Source organism: Micrococcus sp. CH7 (assembly GCF_001595485.1).
Classification (GTDB): Bacteria; Actinomycetota; Actinomycetes; order Actinomycetales; family Micrococcaceae; genus Micrococcus; species Micrococcus luteus.
The window spans coordinates 76057-94543 of the sequence record NZ_LOSQ01000007.1; the positions used below are offsets into that span (position 1 = coordinate 76057).

15 protein-coding genes and 2 tRNA genes are annotated in these 18487 nt (G+C 72.4%); 4 read left to right on the plus strand and 13 right to left on the minus strand.

Going from position 1 to position 18487, the window contains the following annotated elements; translation table 11 throughout:
* Position 1: 1 nt before the first annotated feature.
* From AUV08_RS03190 to AUV08_RS03205, 4 genes are all read right to left on the minus strand, one after another.
* Complete coding sequence (locus tag AUV08_RS03190) at positions 2-727, minus strand: phosphoadenylyl-sulfate reductase (RefSeq protein ID WP_061867769.1); 726 nt, start codon at positions 725-727, stop codon at positions 2-4.
* Positions 724-2439 (minus strand): nitrite/sulfite reductase, encoded by a 1716-nt coding sequence (locus AUV08_RS03195; RefSeq protein WP_061873102.1) that lies wholly within the window; start codon positions 2437-2439, stop codon positions 724-726. Before AUV08_RS03195 ends, AUV08_RS03190 begins: the two co-directional genes overlap by 4 nt.
* Positions 2440-2556: 117 nt before the next feature.
* A complete protein-coding gene (locus AUV08_RS03200; protein ID WP_061867770.1) occupies positions 2557-3306 on the minus strand; it encodes a sirohydrochlorin chelatase in 750 nt (249 codons plus the stop codon).
* 43 nt (positions 3307-3349) lie between these two features.
* The gene (locus AUV08_RS03205; RefSeq protein WP_061867771.1) at positions 3350-4144 is read right to left on the minus strand and encodes an SDR family oxidoreductase; all 795 of its coding nucleotides are present in this window, start codon (positions 4142-4144) and stop codon (positions 3350-3352) included.
* A 139-nt stretch (positions 4145-4283) separates the two neighbouring features.
* Between AUV08_RS03205 and valS the strand changes: the two genes are divergently transcribed.
* The gene (valS, locus tag AUV08_RS03210; protein WP_061867772.1) at positions 4284-6962 is read left to right on the plus strand and encodes a valine--tRNA ligase; all 2679 of its coding nucleotides are present in this window, start codon (positions 4284-4286) and stop codon (positions 6960-6962) included.
* 360 nt (positions 6963-7322) lie between these two features.
* A complete protein-coding gene (locus tag AUV08_RS03215) occupies positions 7323-7658 on the plus strand; it encodes a membrane protein (RefSeq protein WP_036316984.1) in 336 nt (111 codons plus the stop codon).
* Between the two features lie 83 nt (positions 7659-7741).
* On the opposite strand, the gene AUV08_RS03220 is transcribed toward AUV08_RS03215, so the two are convergent.
* The 7 genes from AUV08_RS03220 to AUV08_RS03250 all read right to left on the minus strand — a co-directional run bounded on the left by AUV08_RS03220 (position 7742) and on the right by AUV08_RS03250 (position 13925).
* On the minus strand, positions 7742-8359 hold the full coding sequence (locus AUV08_RS03220) for a DsbA family protein (protein WP_061867773.1): 618 nt from the start codon (positions 8357-8359) through the stop codon (positions 7742-7744).
* A gap of 62 nt (positions 8360-8421) precedes the next feature.
* Positions 8422-9720: an ATP-dependent Clp protease ATP-binding subunit ClpX gene (gene clpX, locus AUV08_RS03225; RefSeq protein ID WP_060775624.1), complete on the minus strand. Its 1299-nt coding sequence runs from the start codon at positions 9718-9720 to the stop codon at positions 8422-8424.
* Between the two features lie 167 nt (positions 9721-9887).
* Positions 9888-10553: an ATP-dependent Clp protease proteolytic subunit gene (locus tag AUV08_RS03230; protein WP_002855988.1), complete on the minus strand. Its 666-nt coding sequence runs from the start codon at positions 10551-10553 to the stop codon at positions 9888-9890.
* A 41-nt stretch (positions 10554-10594) separates the two neighbouring features.
* Positions 10595-11209, minus strand: coding sequence for a ClpP family protease (locus tag AUV08_RS03235; protein ID WP_152743804.1), 615 nt, complete (start codon positions 11207-11209; stop codon positions 10595-10597).
* 267 nt (positions 11210-11476) lie between these two features.
* The gene (tig, locus tag AUV08_RS03240) at positions 11477-12832 is read right to left on the minus strand and encodes a trigger factor (protein WP_044659111.1); all 1356 of its coding nucleotides are present in this window, start codon (positions 12830-12832) and stop codon (positions 11477-11479) included.
* Between the two features lie 42 nt (positions 12833-12874).
* Positions 12875-12948 (minus strand) — tRNA-Pro (locus AUV08_RS03245).
* Between the two features lie 83 nt (positions 12949-13031).
* A complete protein-coding gene (locus tag AUV08_RS03250; RefSeq protein WP_036316872.1) occupies positions 13032-13925 on the minus strand; it encodes an SDR family oxidoreductase in 894 nt (297 codons plus the stop codon).
* 76 nt (positions 13926-14001) lie between these two features.
* Here AUV08_RS03250 and AUV08_RS03255 point away from each other — a divergent pair.
* Positions 14002-14072: transfer RNA gene (locus tag AUV08_RS03255), tRNA-Gly, on the plus strand.
* Between the two features lie 122 nt (positions 14073-14194).
* Here AUV08_RS03255 and AUV08_RS03260 read toward each other — a convergent pair.
* Both AUV08_RS03260 and AUV08_RS03265 read right to left on the minus strand, forming a co-directional pair.
* Complete coding sequence (locus AUV08_RS03260; protein ID WP_061867774.1) at positions 14195-15106, minus strand: Fpg/Nei family DNA glycosylase; 912 nt, start codon at positions 15104-15106, stop codon at positions 14195-14197.
* Positions 15107-15580 (minus strand): ribose-5-phosphate isomerase, encoded by a 474-nt coding sequence (locus AUV08_RS03265; protein WP_044659097.1) that lies wholly within the window; start codon positions 15578-15580, stop codon positions 15107-15109.
* A gap of 195 nt (positions 15581-15775) precedes the next feature.
* On the opposite strand from AUV08_RS03265, the gene pepN reads away from it, so the two are divergent.
* Positions 15776-18397 (plus strand): aminopeptidase N, encoded by a 2622-nt coding sequence (gene pepN, locus AUV08_RS03270; RefSeq protein WP_061867920.1) that lies wholly within the window; start codon positions 15776-15778, stop codon positions 18395-18397.
* Positions 18398-18487 lie beyond the last annotated feature (90 nt).

The following is an 18487-nucleotide window of genomic DNA, read 5'->3' on the forward strand; positions in this document are numbered from 1 at the left end:
CTCAGACGTGGATGCCGCACTCGGTCTTCGCGGTCCCGGCCCAGCGCCCGGCTCGGGGGTCCTCCCCGGGGGCGACGGGGCGGGTGCAGGGACGGCAGCCGATCGAGGGGTAGCCGTTCTGCAGGAGCAGGTTCACGGGCACGTCGTGGTCCGTGGCGTAGCCGACCAGGTCGTCGAAGCTCCACGGGGCGACGGGGTTGACCTTGACCATGCCGTGGGCCTCGTCCCAGCCCACCAGCGGGGTGTCCGTGCGCGTCGGCGCCTCGTCCCGGCGGACTCCGGTGAACCACAGGTCGTATCCGGCCAGCGCCCGGTTGAGGGGCTCGACCTTGCGCATCGCGCAGCACAGCGCCGGGTCACGGGCGAACAGGTCCTTGCCGTGGCGCTCGTCCTGCTCGGCCACGGTCAGCTCCGGCAGCACGTCCACCACGGTGACGTCGAGGCGGCGGGCCACCTCGTCGCGCGTCGCGAGGGTCTCGGTGAAGTGATAGCCGGTCTCCAGGAAGAGGACGTCCACGCCGGGCATCCGCTGCGCCACCAGGTGCGGCAGGACGGCGTCGGCCATGGAGCAGGCGACGGCGGCCCGGCGGAGGTCCACATGGCGGGCGGCCCAGTCGACCACCGCCTCGGCGGGGGCGTCCCAGCCGAGCTCGGCGGCGCCGGACTCCGCGAGCGCCTGCAGGCGCTCGAGGTCCTCGGTCGGACGGGTGGGGGGAATGGTGCTCATCGGAGGGCCTCCTCGTCGACTCGGTGCGCCCACCGGGCGAAGGTCTCGCCCGGCTCGCGCTGCTCGTCGTACCGGCGGACGAGGCGCTCGACGTAGTCGACCAGCCCGTCCGCGCGGACCTTCAGGCCGCGGACGCTGCGTCCGAGGCCGGCCTCGGCGCGGTCCACGGAGGCCAGGCCGCCGCCCAGGTGGACCTGGAAGCCGGGCGTCTGGCCGCCGTCGTCGTCCGGGAGCAGCTGGCCCTTCAGGCCGATGTCCGCGGTCTGGATGCGGGCGCAGGAGTTGGGGCAGCCGTTCACATGCAGGCTCAGCCGCTCGGGGAGGCGGTCGGCGAGGTCGGCCAGGCGCTCCTCGAGCTGGGCGATCGCGGCGGTGGCGGTGTCCTTCGTGTCCACGATGGCGAGCTTGCAGAACTCCAGGCCCGTGCAGGCGATGGTGGAGCGGCGGAACACGGACGGCTCCGGGTCCAGTCCCAGCTCCTTCAAGCCGGCCACGACGGCGTCCACCCGGTCCCGCTCCACGTCCAGCACCACGATCTTCTGGTGCGGGGTGGTCCGCAGCCGGGTGGAACCGTGGGCCTCGAGCAGGTCCGCGAGGGCGGTGAGGGTGGTGCCGCTGGAGCGGCCGACGACGGGGGCGGCACCGATGTAGAAGCGGCCGTCCTTCTGCTCGTGGACCCCCACGTGGTCGCCGGGGCGGGTGGGCGGGGCCGGGGCGGGTCCGTCGGGCAGGGCGTAGCCGAGGTACTCCTCCTCCAGCACGGTGCGGAACCTCTCCGGCCCCCAGTCCTCGAGCAGGTACTTCATGCGGGCCTTGTTGCGCAGGCGCCGGTAGCCGTAGTCACGGAAGATGCTCACGACGGCGTGCCACACCTCGGGGGCGCGCTCGGCCGAGACGAAGGCGCCGATCCGGTCGGCCAGGCGGGCCTTCGTGGACAGGCCGCCGCCGACCCACAGGTCGTAGCCGGGGCCCAGCTCGGGGTGCACGACACCGATCAGGGAGACGTCGTTGATCTCGTGGACCACGTCCTGGGAGGGATGTCCGGTGATGGCGGTCTTGAACTTGCGGGGCAGGTTGGAGACCTCGAGGTCACCGATCCAGCGGTCCGCGATCTCCCGGATCACGGGCGTGGGGTCGATGATCTCGTCCGCGGCGATCCCGGCCACCGGTGAGCCGAGGATCACGCGCGGCACGTCGCCGCAGGCCTCGGTGGTGGACAGGCCCACGGACTCCAGGCGCCGCCAGATCTCGGGGACGTCCTCGACACGGATCCAGTGCAGCTGGACGTTCTGCCGGTCGGTGATGTCCGCGGTGTCACGGCCGAAGTCGGTGGAGATCCCGCCGATCACGCGCAGCTGCTCGGTGGTGAGGTCGCCGCCGTCGATGCGCACGCGCAGCATGAAGTAGCGGTCCTCGAGTTCGTTGGGCTCCAGGGTGGCGGTCTTGCCGCCGTCGATCCCCTGCCGGCGCTGGGTGTACAGGCCCCACCAGCGGAAGCGGCCGTGCAGGTCGTCCGAGGGGATCGAGTCGAAGCCCTCCCGGGCGTAGACCTGCTCGATGCGCTCGCGGACGTTCAGGCCGTCGTCCTGCTGCTTGAACTCCTCGTTGTGGTTCAGGGGGGTGGTCCCGTCCACCTTCCACTGGCCGTGCGGCTTGGCGGAGGGACGGCGCGGGGTGCGCGCCGGCCTCGACGTCTCGTTCACCTGGGTCATGGCCGCCACGCTAGGAACCCGGCATGCCGACCCCAAGATCGTCGACGCGGTTCGTCACGTTCCCGGGGCCGGCCCGCGGTTGGGGCCCGGCCCAGCCCCGGCCGTGTGACGAGCGGCTCAGCGGCCTCCGGCGGCTCCCCTCGGGGCCTCGGCGAGGGCGGACCGCAGCCGGTCCAGGGCGATCCGCGCCACCAGCGGATGCGGCAGCAGGGGGTCGGTGACCGCGTCCGCGCCGGCCTCGCCGAGCCGGTCGTGGAAGTACCCGGGGGCCAGCAGGTGGGCGGCCACCACGGCGCGACGGCCGGCGGCGTGCACCCGGGCGACGGCGTCGGGCACACGGGGGGTCGCCGCCGCCCCGAACGCAGCGGTCACGGGCAGTCCCGTGGCCCGGGCCAGGGCCCCGGCCAGGGCGTGCACCTGGGCCTGGCCGTCCGCGGCGCGGGTGCCGGCCGCCGCCAGGATGACGTCCGATGTCGCGGCCTCACCGGCCGGCACCGCCCGGGCCACCCGCTCGGCCAGAACGGTCACCAGGCGCGGCTCGACGTCGTCCCCGGCCCCGGCCAGCGGTGCGGCGGCGATCGTGCCGGGTCGGGCGGCTGCGGCGTGGTGGATGTCGTGGTGGACGTGATGGCCCAGGGACAGCAGCAGCGGCACGATCACGGCCGGCTCCCCCGGGGGCAGGGCCGCCACGACCTCGTCGAGGGAGGGGCTCTGCACGTCCACGTAGGCCTCGTGGACCTGGGCGCCCGGCCCCTCGGCGGCCAGGAGGGCCGCCAGGTCGGCACGGAGGCCGTCGATCACGTCGCGGCCGGCCGCGTCGTGCGTGCCGTGGGCGCAGGCGATCACGTGCAGCACGGGCGCGCTCATGCCGAGCCCACCGCGTCGGCCCACACGTTCTGCGGCCCGCCGCTCACCGGCGGATCACCTTGTGCTGGGCGGCCTGGGCGACCGGCCGCATCACGATCTGATCCAGGTTCACGTGGTGGGGCAGCTCGACGGCGTGGACGCACACCTCGGCGACGTCCTCGGCGGTGAGCGGCTTCTCCACGCCCGCATACACGGCGTCCGCGGCGGACTGGTCGCCGCCCAGGCGGTTGCGGGAGAACTCCTCGGTGTGGACCATGCCCGGGAGCACCTCGATCACCCGCACGTTGTGCTCGGCCTCCTCCAGGCGCAGCGCGCCGGTGAGCCCGTGCTGGCCCATCTTCGCGGCGTTGTAGCCGGCGCCGCCCTCGTAGGCGGTGACGGCGGCGGTCGAGGTCAGGTTGAGCACGGTGCCCTCGCCGTGGGCGCGGAGCATGGGCAGGAACGCCTGGCACATCGTCAGGGTGCCGAGCACGTTGACGCGGTACATCCACTCCCAGTCGGCGCGGTCGCCCACGCCCACCGCGTCCGTGCCGAGCGCCCCGCCGGCGATGTTGACGAGGGTGTCGGCGCCGCCGTCGGCCTCGACGCGCGAGGCCAGCGCGGCGACGGCGGCCTCGTCCGTGACGTCCAGGGGGGCGGGGACGACGTTGCCGCTCACGCCCTCGGCCCGGGCGTCGGCAGCGAGGGTCTCGAGGCGCTCGGCCCGGCGGCCGACGGCGTACACGCGCCAACCGCGGCGGGCGAGCTCGAGGGCCGTGGCGCGGCCGATGCCGCTCGTGGCCCCCGTCACGACGGCGGCGCGGGCGGGGTTCTTCGCAGGTTCATGGGTGTGGCTCACGCCTCCGACCGTAGCCGAGCCGTGCCGTTCGGAGCACCGCCCGGATCACCTCCTCCAGGTCGACCGACTGGAAGGGCGGGATGTCCCGGGCGTCGTCGCAGGCCCGGCCCGCCGCCCCGGTCATGGGAGGATGGCGGGCATGGCTGAGAACACGCAGGGCACAGACACGCCCATCGACGCATCGACCCCGTCCACCCCCGCCGCCGTGGCCGTGCCGGACAAGCCGGCCCTCGAGGGCCTCGAGGAGAAGCTGACCGCCCGCTGGGCCGACGAGCGCACCTACGCGTTCGACACGCAGACCACCCGCGAGCAGGTCTACTCGATCGACACTCCCCCGCCGACCGCCTCCGGCTCGCTGCACGTGGGCCACGTCTTCTCCTACACGCAGACCGACGTGCTCGCCCGCTACCAGCGCATGAACGGCAAGAACGTGTTCTACCCGATGGGCTGGGACGACAACGGCCTGCCCACCGAGCGCCGCGTGCAGAACTACTACGGCGTCCGCTGCGACCCCGCCAAGCCGTACGTGGAGGGCTACCGCCCGCCGGAGAAGCCGGCGAAGAACCAGCGCGACTGGGACGTGATCTCCCGCAAGAACTTCATCGAGCTCTGCGAGGAGCTCGCCGTCGAGGACGAGAAGGTCTTCGAGGACCTCTTCACCCGCCTCGGCCTGTCCGTCGACTGGGACATGACCTACCGGACCATCGACGGCGTCTCCCGCGCCGTCTCCCAGCGCGCCTTCCTGGCCGGCATCGCCTCGGGCGACGCCTACCTGGCCGAGGCCCCCACCATGTGGGACGTGACCTTCCGCACCGCCGTGGCCCAGGCCGAGCTCGAGGACCGCGAGGTCCCCGGCGCCTACCACCGCTACGCCTTCACCGCTGCGGACGGCGAGCAGGTCTTCATCGAGACCACCCGCCCCGAGCTGCTGGCCTCCTGCTCCGGCCTGGTCGCCCACCCGGACGACGAGCGCTACCAGCACCTGTTCGGCACGACCGTCACCTCCCCGCTGTACGGCGTGGAGGTCGAGGTCTTCCCGCACCCGCTGGCCAAGCCGGACAAGGGCTCCGGCATCGCCATGGTCTGCACCTTCGGCGACCTCAACGACGTCACCTGGTGGCGCGAGCTGCAGCTGCCGACCCGCACCCTGATCGGCCGTGACGGCCGCTTCGCCGCCGACACCCCCGAGTGGATCACCACGGACGCCGGCCGACAGGCCTATGCGGACACCGTGGCCGGCAAGACCGTGTTCTCCGCCAAGCAGGGTGTGGTGGACGCCCTCACTGCGGCCGGCCTGCTGGACGGAGAGCCGAAGAAGATCATGCACGCCGTGAACTTCTACGAGAAGGGCGACAAGCCGCTCGAGGTCGTCACCTCCCGCCAGTGGTACATCCGCAACGGCGGCCGCGACGCCGACCGCCGCGCGGAGCTGATCGAGCGCGGCCGCGAGCTCTCCTGGCACCCGGAGCACATGCGCCACCGCTACGAGAACTGGGTCGAGGGCCTCAACGGTGACTGGCTCGTCTCCCGCCAGCGCTTCTTCGGGGTGCCGATCCCGGTCTGGTACCCGCTGGACGCGGAGGGTGAGCCCGACTATGAGAACCCGATCCTCCCGGCCGACGAGCAGCTCCCCGTGGACCCGGCCGCCGAGGCCGCCCCGGGCTACTCCGAGGACCAGCGCGACGTCCCCGGCGGCTTCACCGGCGACCCGGACGTCCTGGACACCTGGGCCACCTCCTCGCTGACCCCGCAGATCGTGGGCCGCTGGTCCCGTGACGAGGCGTTCTTCAACAACGTCTTCCCGTTCGATCTGCGCCCGCAGGGCCACGACATCATCCGCACCTGGCTGTTCTCCACCGTGGTGCGCGCCCACGCCCTCAACGGCTCCGTGCCGTGGACGGACACCGCGCTCTCCGGCTGGATCCTCGACCCGGACCGCAAGAAGATGTCCAAGTCCAAGGGCAACGTGGTGGTCCCGACCGACATCCTGGACCAGTTCGGCTCGGACGCCGTCCGCTACTGGGCCGCCTCGGCCCGCCTCGGCGCGGACACCGCCTACGAGGTGGCGCAGATGAAGATCGGCCGCCGCCTGGCCATCAAGCTGCTCAACGCCGCCAAGTTCGTGCTGAACCTGGGCGCCACGCAGGACGCCGTCATCCGTACGGCCGACGACGCCGCGGCCGTCACCAACCCGCTGGACGCCTCCCTGCTGACGCGCCTCGCGGCCACCGTGGAGCAGGCGACCCGCGCGTTCGAGGCCTACGACTACGCACGTGCCCTCAACGTGACCGAGCAGTTCTTCTGGGCCTTCACGGACGACTACGTGGAGCTCGTGAAGGACCGTGCCTACGGTGGCCACGGCGAGGCCGAGCAGGCCTCGGTGGTGACCACGCTGGCCACCACCCTGGACGCCCTGCTGCGTCTGCTGGCCCCGTTCCAGCCGTTCGCCACCGAGGAGGTGTGGAGCTGGTGGCGCGCCGGCTCCGTGCACACCGCCGCGTGGCCGGGCGCCGCGGACGAGGTGGCGTCCCTGTCCTTCGCCGCCTCCGCCGGCGACGCCGAGGTCCTGCCCACCGTGGCGCAGGTCCTGGGCGGCATCCGCAAGGCGAAGTCCGAGGCCAAGGTGAAGCAGCGGACCGAGGTGCGCTCCGCCGTGGTGACCGGACCGGCCGACTGGCTCGAGAAGCTGCGCGGCGGCCTGGCGGACCTCAAGGCGGCCGGCAACATCGCGGACCTGTCCCTCACGCAGGGCGAGGCCGGCGAGTCCGCGCCCCTGACCGTCTCCGACGTGCAGCTCGCACCGGTCGACGACGACTGACCCGCGCCGCGCGTTCCCGGACGGTGTCTCGGGAGCGCACGCGGCACGACGACGGCCCCGTCGCCCATCACGGGCGGCGGGGCCGTCGTCGCGCCCGTGCTGCAAACCCGAGTCTGCCGTCAGCGTGGGATGTTCGTGGCCCGGATCCGGTAGGGCACAGCACGCGTCGGACAGTCCGCCGCCGGATCGGAGTTCGTCGGGAGGCGGCCCTCCCGGGGGTGTCGTGGTGCACCTCCCGGTCGTGCTCCTGCCGCATGTCGCAGTGCGGTCACCGCGGCAGGGGTGGACACTGAGAGGATGAGACCGACACCCGATCCCGCCCCGGCCGGCCGCCGCGCCTGCGACTCCTCCGCCCGGCGGATGTCCGCCGCCCTCGCCGCCATGGGCGTGCTCCACTTCGTCCGACCTGAGCCCTTCGACGGGCTGATCCCGCCGTTCCTGCCCGGCTCGGCCCGCGCGTGGACCCACGGCTCCGGCGTGGCCGAGCTGGCCGTGGCGGGTCTGCTGGCCGTCCCGCGCACCCGGCGCGCGGGCGGACGCGCCGCGCAGGCGCTCTTCCTCGGCGTGTGGCCCGGCAATGCGTGGATGGCCTGGCGGTGGCGACGCCGGCCCTGGCCGGCGCAACTGGTCTCCCTCGGGCGGCTGCCCCTGCAGGTCCCCCTGATCCGCGCGGCCGGCAGAGTGGCGCGCAGCTGACCCCCGCCGCCCCGCACCCCGACGACGCCGGCCCCACACCTTCGCGCTGAAGGTGTGGGGCCGGTCTCGTGCGAGCCGGGGGCTCAGTCGAACTGCGGATCCGTGGTGCGGGCCCGCTTGATCTCGTAGAAGTACGGGAAGTCGGCCAGGGCGACGGCGCCGTCGAAGATGCGGCCCGCCTCCTCGCCGCGCGGGATGCGGGTCATCACGGGACCGAAGAAGGCCGTGCCGTTGAACGCCACGACGGGCGTGCCGACGTCGTTGCCCACGAGGTCCTCCGCCTCCTTCTGGCTGGCGCGCAGCTGCTCGTCGGCCACGTCGGTGCGGGCGGCGTCCAGGATGTCCGCGTCGTGGCCGAGCTCCTCGAGGGCCTCGGCCACCACGGCCTCGAAGTCCGTGCGGCCCTGCTCGTGGATGCGGGTGCCGACCGCGGTGTACCACGGGCCGAGCGCCTCGGCACCGTACCGCTCGCGCACCTGCACGGCGGCGCGGGCCGGCAGCCAGGCCTTCTCGAGGCGGGCCAGGTACTCGGGGTCCAGGTCGCGGCCCTCGTTCAGGATCGCGAGCGACATGATCTTGAAGACCACCCGCACGTCGCGCACCTTCTGGACCTCCAGGATCCACCGAGAGGTGATCCAGGCGAACGGGCACGTGGCGTCGAAGTAGAAGTCGACGGTGGGCTGCTGCGTGGTGTCGGTCATGCTGTGCTCCTTGCGATCAGGGAGCCGTCTCGGCTCCGGTCGGTCCTGCTGGGCGACGGCGGTCAGGCGCTCCGGCCGCGTCGACGTCGTTCCACCTCGGCCGGGATGAGCGTGGGCTCGGCCTCGCCGCGCACCACGTCCCCGGAGATGACGACCGTGCCCACGTCCGAGCGGGAGGGCAGCTCGAACATCACGGGCTTGAGGACGTTCTCCATGATGGAACGCAGGCCGCGGGCGCCGGTGCCGCGGGCCTCGGCCTGGGCGACGACGGCGTCCAGGGCGTCCTGCTCGAACTCGAGCTCCACGCCGTCCATGAGGAACATCTTCTGGTACTGCTTGAGCAGGGCGTTCTTCGGTTCGGTCAGCACCCGCACGAGCTGTTCGTGCGTGAGGTCCTCGACGGTGGTGATCACGGGCAGGCGGCCGATGAACTCGGGGATGAGGCCGAACTTCAGCAGGTCCTCCGGCCGCACGTCCGCGTAGGTGACGTCCCCCGCGCCCAGGTGGTTCAGGGGCGCGCCGAACCCGATGCCCTTGCGGCCGGCGCGGGAACCGATGATCTCGTCCAGGCCCGCGAACGCGCCCGCCACGATGAACAGCACGTTGGACGTGTCGATCTGCAGGAACTCCTGGTGGGGGTGCTTGCGTCCGCCCTGCGGCGGCACCGACGCCACCGTTCCCTCGAGGATCTTCAGCAGGGCCTGCTGCACGCCCTCGCCGGAGACGTCCCGGGTGATGGAGGGGTTCTCGGACTTCCGCGAGATCTTGTCGATCTCGTCGATGTAGATGATGCCCTGCTCGGCCTTCTTCACGTCGTAGTCCGCGGCCTGGATGAGCTTGAGGAGGATGTTCTCCACGTCCTCGCCCACATAGCCGGCCTCGGTGAGGCTGGTGGCGTCCGCGACCGCGAACGGGACGTTGAGCCGCCGGGCGAGGGTCTGCGCGAGATACGTCTTGCCGGAGCCGGTGGGGCCGACCATGAGGATGTTCGACTTGCCGACCTCGACGTCCGCCAGGTCGTCCCGCTCGGTGAGGCGGTCGGCCAGGTCACCGCTCCGCGCCTGCGGCCCACGCACGCGCTTGTAGTGGTTGTACACGGCGACGGCGAGGGAACGCTTGGCCGCCTCCTGGCCGATCACGAAGCTCTCGAGGTGGTCGAAGATCTCCTGCGGGGTGGGCAGGACGGTCTCGTCCGCCTCCGCCGCCTCGCCGAGCTCCTCCTCGATGATCTCGTTGCACAGCTCGATGCACTCGTCGCAGATGTAGACACCCGGGCCGGCGATGAGCTTGCGCACCTGCTTCTGGCTCTTCCCGCAGAACGAGCATTTCAGCAGGTCAGCGCTCTCTCCGATACGCGCCATGGTGGTACTCCTCGGGGGCCGGGCGGAGACGTCCGCCCCGCGCGGGCGGCGTCGCTGTCAGATTCCGTCCAGCATACGGCCGTGGACGGACACGTTAAGGGACCGGGTCCCCGGTCGGCGTCGAGGGGCCCGGCCGCGCGGCCGGGCCCCTCGACGGGCGCCGTCGGTCAGGCGGACGGGCGGGTGATCTTGCGGGAGGCGAGGACCTCGTCCACGAGGCCGTACTCGAGGGCCTGCTCGGCCGAGAGGAACTTGTCCCGGTCGATGTCCTGCGAGACCTCCTCGGGCGTGCGGTTGGTGAGGGAGGCCAGCGTCTCCTCCATCCACACGCGCATCCGGTTGATCTCCTGGGCGTGGATCTCCAGGTCGGTGGCGGTGCCGCGGTCGCCCTGCATCGCCGGCTGGTGGATCAGCACGCGCGCGTTGGGCAGCGCCAGGCGCTTGCCGGGGGCGCCCGCGGCCAGCAGCACTGCCGCGGCGGAGGCGGCCTGGCCCAGGCACACGGTCTGCACCTCGGGGCGGATGAACTGCATGGTGTCGTAGATCGCCGTCATGGCCGTGAACGAGCCGCCCGGCGAGTTGATGTACAGGGTGATGTCACGCTCGGAGTCCATCGCCTCGAGCACGAGCAGCTGGGCCATCACGTCGTCGGCCGACGCGTCGTCCACCTGCGCGCCGAGGAAGACGATGCGGTCCTCGAAGAGCTTGGCGTAGGGGTCCTGGCGCTTGAAGCCGTAGGGCGTGCGCTCCTCGAACTGCGGGAGGATGTAGCGCGCGTCCGGCGTGGGCAGGGAGGGCATCCCGGTGGGGAGCCCGGCGGGGAACTGGGTCATTCTTGGTCTCCTGGAGAGGGTCGGGACGGTCCGGGCCGGGCTCAGCCCCGGACGCCGCCGCCGCCGGTCACGGACGCGGCACGGTCGGCGATGTGGTCGATGAAGCCGTACTCGAGGGCCTCCTGCGCGGTGAACCACTTGTCCCGCGCGTTGTCCTCGAGGATGGTCTCCACGGACTGGCCGGTCTGCTCGGCGGTCAGCTCCGCCATCACCTGCTTCATGTGCAGGATCAGCTGGGCCTGGATGCGGATGTCCGACTCGGTGCCGCCGATGCCGCCGGAGGGCTGGTGCATCAGCACGCGCGCGTGGGGGGTGGCGTAGCGCTTGCCCTTGGTGCCGGAGGCGAGCAGGAACTGGCCCATGGACGCGGCGAGGCCGGTGGCCACCGTCACGACGTCGTTGGGGATGTACTGCATGGTGTCGTAGATCGCCATGCCCGCGGTGACGGAGCCGCCCGGGGAGTTGATGTACAGGTAGATGTCCTTCTCCGTGTCCTCGGCCGAGAGCAGGAGCAACTGGGAGCAGATCGCGTTGGCGTTGTCGTCACGGACGTCCTCGCCCAGCCAGACGATGCGCGACTTCAGCAGCTGGGTGTAGAGGAAATCCTCGCGCTGCGCCGGGTCCACCGAACGCATGCTGGGGGTGATGTCGGTCATCACTTCCGCCTTCCTGTCGAGATGTCCACGGGCCTCCCGAACGGCGGCCGCTCGCGCGGACGGACGGGTCCCTGATCGAGTCCGACACTAGCCGGGCGTCCGGGCCAGCGCGCGGGACGCCGTCGGCGTTTCGCTGTTGGCGCAGGTTGTCGCGGACCCCGCCCGGGGCCGCCCACCGGGGCCCCGGGACGACGACGGCGCCCCCACCGGCGTGGGCGGGGGCGCCGTCGTCGTGGCTCGGCGGGGGTGCGTCCCCACCGGCCGGGATCAGGCCTGCTCGGCCGCCTCGGCGTCGTCGGCCTCGGCCTCGGCGTCGAGGGCCTCCTGGCCGCCCGGGGTCACGAACGCCGTGAGGTCGACGGCCTTGCCGTCGGTGTCGGTGACCTCGGCGTACTCGAGGACCTTGGCCAGGGCCTTGCGACGGCGGACCTCGCCCATGATCATCGGGATCTGCCCGCCCTGGTCGAGCATCATGGCGAACTGGTTCGGGTCCATGCCGTACTCGGAGGAGGTGGCGATGATGTACTCGATCAGCTCACCCTGGTCGACCGTGACCTCCTCGGCCTCGGCGACCTCGTCCAGGATGACCTCGTTGGCGAACGCCTCGCGGGTGTTCTGCTCGAGCTCGGCACGGTGCTCGGCGGTGTCGTGGTCGTCGCCCGCGGTGTGGCCGCCGGCGGAGAAGTGCTGCTCGACCTGCTCGGCGATGACGCCGTCCGGCACCGGGACCTCGACGAGCTTGGCCAGCTCCTCGAGGACCTTGTCGCGGGCCTCGACGCCCTGGCGGTTCACGGCCTCCTCGGCGGCCTGCTTCTTCAGGTCCTCCTTGAGCTCGGCGATGGTGTCGAACTCGGAGGCCAGCTGGGCGAACTCGTCGTCGGCCTCGGGCAGCTCGCGCTCCTTGACGGCCGTCAGCTCCAGCTTGACCACGGCGGTCTCGCCGTCGTGCTCGCCGCCGTTGAGCGTGGTCTCGAAGGTGGCGTCCTCGCCGGCGGACAGGCCGTCGAGGGCCTCGTCGATGCCCTCGAGCATGGTGCCGGCGCCCACCTGGTAGGACAGGCCCTCGGCCTGGTCGACCTGCTCGCCGTCGACCGTGGCGGTCAGGTTCATCGTGACGAAGTCGTCCTGGGCGGCCGGGCGGTCCACGTCCTTGAGGGAGCCGAAGCGCGAGCGCAGGGCGTCGAGGGCCTTCTGCTCGTCCTCCTCGGTGGCCTGGGCGGGCTCCACCGTCACCTTGAGGCCCTTGTAGTCGGGCAGCTCGATGGTCGGGCGCACGTCGAACTCGGCGGTGAAGGCCACCGGGCCCTCGGCGTTCTCCGCGTCCGGGGTGGCGGTCACGTCGACCTCGGGGCGGGAGATCGGCGTGACCTCGGCCTCGGCGATGGCGGCGGAGAACCAGGTGTTCAGGCCCTCGTTGACGGCCTGGTCCACGACGATCTCGCGGCCGAAGCGCTGCTCGATCAGGCGCGCCGGGATCTTGCCCTTGCGGAAGCCCGGGATCTGGACCTGGTTGGCGATGTCCTTGAACGCCTTGTCCAGGGCGGGCTTCACCTCCTCGAACGGCACCTCGACGGTCAGCTTGACGCGGGTCGGGCTGAGGTTCTCTGCGGTGGACTTGACCACGGATGACTCCTGTTGGTGGTGGTGGATGGTCTTGACGTCGAGTCGGGGTGACAGGATTTGAACCTGCGGCCTCACGCTCCCAAAGCGCGCGCTCTACCAAGCTGAGCTACACCCCGCCGTCGTCCCCGACGCCGGCGGGCTCACGCGGTGGAGGCTCGCCGGACACCCGAGGGACTGCCCGAGGGCAGACTGTGGAATCCTAGCGCGCCGTCTCGCGCCCCGCGAAAAGCCGCGACCGCCGGCCCGTGAAGCCGTCCATCGTGGCGTTGACCCCGAGGACGTCCATCGCGCGGTCGAAGACGGGCGCCGGCAGGGCGCGCAGGGGCGCGATCAGACCGACGGCGCGCGGCAGCAGCAGGCGGGTGCGGCCGGCCTCGACGGCGTCCAGCACCTCCTGCGCCACGTGGCGCGGATCCAGCACGGGCAGCAGCCAGGGCACCCGGCTGCGCACGCCCGCGAACATCCCGGTGTCGATGTAGAAGGGGCAGACGGCGAGGGAGGTGACGCGGCTGCCGTCCTTGCGCAGCTCCGCGGCGAGGGACTCGGCGAAGCCGACCGCGGCGTGCTTGGTGGCGGAATAGTCCGTCTGGCGCGCGACGCCGACCAACCCCGCGGCCGAGGCCACCGTGACCACGGCCCCGCGGTCCCGGGCCCGCATTCCGGGCAGGACCGCCCGGGTCAGCCAGTACGGCGCGAGTGCGTTCACCTCGAAGGTGCGGCGGATGCCCTCCTCCGTGGCGTCCTCGAGGCGCACGCCCGTCACGACGCCCGCGTTGTTCACGGCGACGTCCACCTCTCCGGCGCGGGCGGCGGCGGCCTCGACGGCGGCCGCGTCCGTCACGTCCACGCGCTCGGCCTGGGCGTCCGCGCCCTGAGACCGGATCTCGGCGGCGACGGCCTCAGCCCCCTGCAGGTCGAGGTCCCAGACGACGACGCGGCCCGCGCCGCGGCGGGCGGCCCCCAGGGCGATCAGTCGACCGATGCCGGACGCGCCGCCCGTCACGAGGACGGTGGCGCCGCGCAGGGACAGGGGACGACGGCCGGCGAGGGCGGACGCGGCCCTGCGGAGGGCGGGACGGGAGCCGTGCATCATGCCTCTTCCCCCACGGCCGACGCGGGCCCGCCGTGATACGGTGTCAGCCGCTGGTCCGCGCCGAGCGCGGCCCCGCGGGGATGTAGCTCAATGGTAGAGCCCCAGTCTTCCAAACTGGCTACGCGGGTTCGATTCCCGTCATCCCCTCCGGACCTCATGAGCCGGGTCATCGTGTGCACACGATGGCCCGGCTCATGGCTTTCTCGGGTGCGTCGTCGTCCGCGCCGGTGCCTTGACCGCTGTGCCCGGTCGGGCCTGCTACAGGCCCCTCAGCTCTGACAGGTGAGGCACCGGTAGAGCTTCCGGGCCGCCATCTCCTCCACCACGATCGTCTCGCGCCCGCACACGAGGCAGGCCAGGCCCTGCCGCTGGTACACGTAGTTCGCGTGCTCGGGCCAGGCCGATTCGGCAAGGATCCCCGGCCGGTGCTCGGGCCGCGTGGTGACGATCCGCCCGAGCCGCACGCCCTCCCGCATGAGCGCGGCGTTGTCCGCCCAGAGGAATGCCAGGTCCGACGCGGAGACCTCCCGGGCCGGCCGCCACGGGTCGATGCCGGCGCGGAACAGCGCCTCGGCCCGGAAGATGTTGCCGATCCCGCTGACGGCCGCCTGGTCCATCAGCACGACGCCGATCGGCCGCCGTGTCCGCCGGGCGAGGTCGTAGAACGGCGCGGGATCGTCGTCGCTCAGCGGATCCGGGCCCAGGCCGGCGACGACGTCGGCAGCCTCGGCCGGAGTGAGCGCGCGGCACCGGCTCGCGCCGATCAGGTCGGCCCAGCCGTGCTCGGCGCGCAGTCGCAGCCGGACCGTGGCGGCCGGCGGCGGGGGCTGGACCCAGCCGTCGGCGTCGCGAGCGGGCTCGGCGGCCGGGGCGCCGTCGTCGTGGACCTCCCGCTCGCCGATCCGGCGGGGTGCGCCGATCGAGGACGCGGCCGCGAAGTCCTGATCCCCGCCGAAGGTCCACGCCCCGTACATGCCCAGGTGGACGTGGAGCACGTGGCCGCCGGAGACGTCGGCGAAGAAGTGCTTGCCGTGGGCCCGGGCGCGCTTCAGGACCTGGCCGTCGAGCAGGGCGGCCCCCTCGGCGAAGCGGCCCTGCGGACTCGTGGCGCGGATCCGGCGGCCGCCGAAGACGTCGGTGAACTGGCGCGCGAGACGGTGGACGGAGTGGCCCTCAGGCACTCACATCAGCACCTCTCCGGTGGTCTCGTAGTGCGCGATCTTCCCGATGCGGCGCACGTGGCGCTCGTCCTGGGAGAACGGTTCGGCCAGGAACGCCTCGATGAGCTCGGTGGCCTCCTCGAGCGAGTGCTGTCGACCGCCGACGGCCACGACGTTCGCGTCGTTGTGCGCGCGGGCCAGCCGCGCCGTGTCCAGGTTCCAGGCCAGGGCGGCTCGGACGCCGGCCACCTTGTTGGCGGCGATCTGCTCGCCGTTGCCGGAGCCGCCCAGCACGATGCCGAGCGAGTCCAGTCCCTGCTCGCGGTCGGCGACGACGGCGCGGGCGGCGTTGATGCAGAAGCCCGGGTAGTCGTCCTGCGCGTCGTACTCGGTGGGTCCGTGGTCCACCATCTCGTAGCCAGCGGCGGTGAGGTGCTCCACCAGGTGGGCGGACAGCTCCATGCCGGCGTGGTCGGTGGCGATGTGGACGCGCATGCGCAGACTCCTTAGGGGCGGTGGCTCGGGGTCCCCGCCAGTCTAGTGAGGGGCGGGGCATCCAGAGGCCGTCCACGACGCCCGGGCCAGGTGGCACACTGGGGAGCACCGTGCCATGGCCCCCATCACAGGCGCCCGGCCGTGCCGCATCCACCCGACCCCAGGAGGAGTCCGACCGTGACCACCGCCGCCGCCATGAACATCACCCGCGAAGAGGCCGCCGCGCGCGCGGCCGCCCTCACCGTGGACGCGTACGAGGTGAGCCTGGACCTCACCCGCGGAGCGGAGCACTTCCGCACGGCCACCACCGTGACGTTCGCGGCCACGCAGGACGCGGTGGGCACCCACACGTGGATCGACTTCGTGGCGGAGCAGGCTCCCACGGTGACCCTCAACGGCGAGGCGCTGGACGTGGCGGACTTCGACGGCGCCCGACTGCGGATCGGCCCGCTGGCGGCGCAGAACACCCTCGTGGTCGACGGGCTCGGGGACTACAGCAACACCGGCGAGGGCCTGCACCGGTTCGTGGACCCCGTGGACCAGGAGGTCTACCTCTACACCCAGTTCGAGGTGCCGGACTCCCGCCGCATGTTCGCGGTGTTCGAGCAGCCCGACCTCAAGGCCGCCTTCCGCTTCACGGTGACCGCGTTGGCACACTGGGCCGTGGTGTCCAACCAGCCAGAGGCCTCCCGCCGCACCCTCGGCGTCGTGGCGACCGAGGAGAACCCGCAGGGCGTGGACGCCGCGGTCTGGGAGTTCACCCCCACCCCGCGCATCTCCTCCTACATCACCGCGCTCGTCGCCGGCCCGTACGCCTCCGTGCACTCGGAGCTGACCAGCGCCGACGGCCGCACGATCCCCCTCGGCGTCTACTGCCGCGCGTCGCTGGTGGAGCACCTGGACGCGGAGAACGTCTTCGAGCTCACCCGCCAGGGCTTCGAGTTCTTCGAGGCCCAGTACGGCCACGCCTACCCGTTCGAGAAGTACGACCAGCTGTTCGTGCCCGAGTTCAACGCCGGCGCCATGGAGAACGCCGGCTGCGTGACCTTCCTCGAGTCGTACGTCTTCCGCGGGACCGTGCCGGAGGCGCTGATCGAGCGCCGCGCCATCACGATCCTCCACGAGCTCGCCCACATGTGGTTCGGCGACCTGGTCACCATGCGCTGGTGGAACGACCTGTGGCTCAACGAGTCCTTCGCCGAGTTCATGTCCACGCTCGCCGCCGCCGAGAACACGCAGTACACCGGCGCCTGGACCACCTTCTCCTCCATGGAGAAGAACTGGGCCTACCGTCAGGACCAGCTCTCCTCCACGCACCCCATCAAGGCCCGGATCCGCGACCTCGACGACGTGCTCGTCAACTTCGACGGCATCACCTACGCCAAGGGCGCCTCCGTGCTCCGCCAGCTCGTGGCCTGGGTGGGCCAGGAGAACTTCATGGCCGGCGTCCGCGCGTACATCGCCCAGCACGCGTGGGGCAACACCGAGCTGCCGGACCTCATGTCCGAGCTCGAGGCCGCGTCCGGCCGCGACCTGTCCGAGTGGACCCGCGTGTGGCTCGAGACCTCGGGCGTGAACACGCTGCGCACCGAGGTGGAGACGGATGAGGCCGGCACCATCACCGCGCTGCGCCTGCGCCAGAGCGCCCCGGACGGCTCGCCGTCGGCGCCCGGCGACGACGTGCTCCGCCCCCACCGCCTCGCCGTGGGCTTCTACGACGTGGACGAGGCCACCGGCCGCCTGACCCGCACCGAGCGCTTCGAACTCGACGTGGCCGGTGAGGTGACTGAGGTCGCCGAGGCCGCCGGCCGCCGTCGTCCCGCCGTGATCCTGCCCAACGACGACGACCTGGCCTACGCCAAGCTGCGCCTCGACGACGCCTCGTGGGAGGCCGCGTCCACCCGTCTGAAGGATGTGGACGGCTCCCTGGCGCGCACGCTGCTGTGGGGGGCGGCCTGGGACACCGTGCGCGACGGCGAGGCCTCCGCCGCCTGGTTCGTCGACCTCGTCCTCGCCAACGTCGGCCACGAGCGGGACTCGTCCGTGGTGCAGACGCTGCTGCGCCAGCTCGCGACGGCGATCGGCCTGTACCTGCCCGAGGACCAGGCCGAGGCCGTGCGGGTCGCGGCGGCCGACCGTCTGTGGGGCCTCGTCGCGGAGGCCGAGGACGGCTCGGACAACCAGCTGCAGTTCGTCAAGGCGTTCGCCCTGCACGCGCGCACCACGGCGCAGCTGGACCGCCTGGCCGCCCTCGTGGACGGCACCCGCACCGTGCCCGGGCTGGACCTCACCACGGACCTGCGCTGGGAGCTGCTCACCGCGCTGGTGGCGGCCGGCCGTGCCGGGGAGGCCGAGATCGCCGAGGCCGAGCGCGCCGACGCGACCGCCACGGGCGCGCTCGCCGCGATCCAGGCCCGGGCCGCCGTGCCGACGGCCGAGGCCAAGCGCGCGGCCTGGGACCGGGTGATGGCCGGCGAGCTGTCCAACACGGAGCAGCGCCAGGCCCTGATCGGGTTCGCCCGGGTCCACGACGCCGCGCTGATCGCGCCCTTCGCGGACGCCTACTTCGAGGGCGTCGAGGCGATGTGGGACTCCCGTTCCCACGAGATGGCCGAGACCGCCGCGACGCTGGGCTACCCGACCGCCCAGGTCACCCCGGAGATCGCCGACCGCGCCACCGCCCTGTCCGAGCGGCTGGCCGACACCCGCGCGGGGCTGTCCCGCGTCCTCGCCGAGGGTCGGGACGAGACGGTCCGCGCCCTGGCCGCGCGCGAGCACGCGACGGCGCACGTGCATCAGGTCCACGCCGGGGCCTGAACCGGGCGGGGGCTGGTGGGCATTCCACGGAAGATGCCCTCCAGCACCGCCCCCGCCGCTGTCGAGGCGCGGGCTGGCTAGGCTGGAACC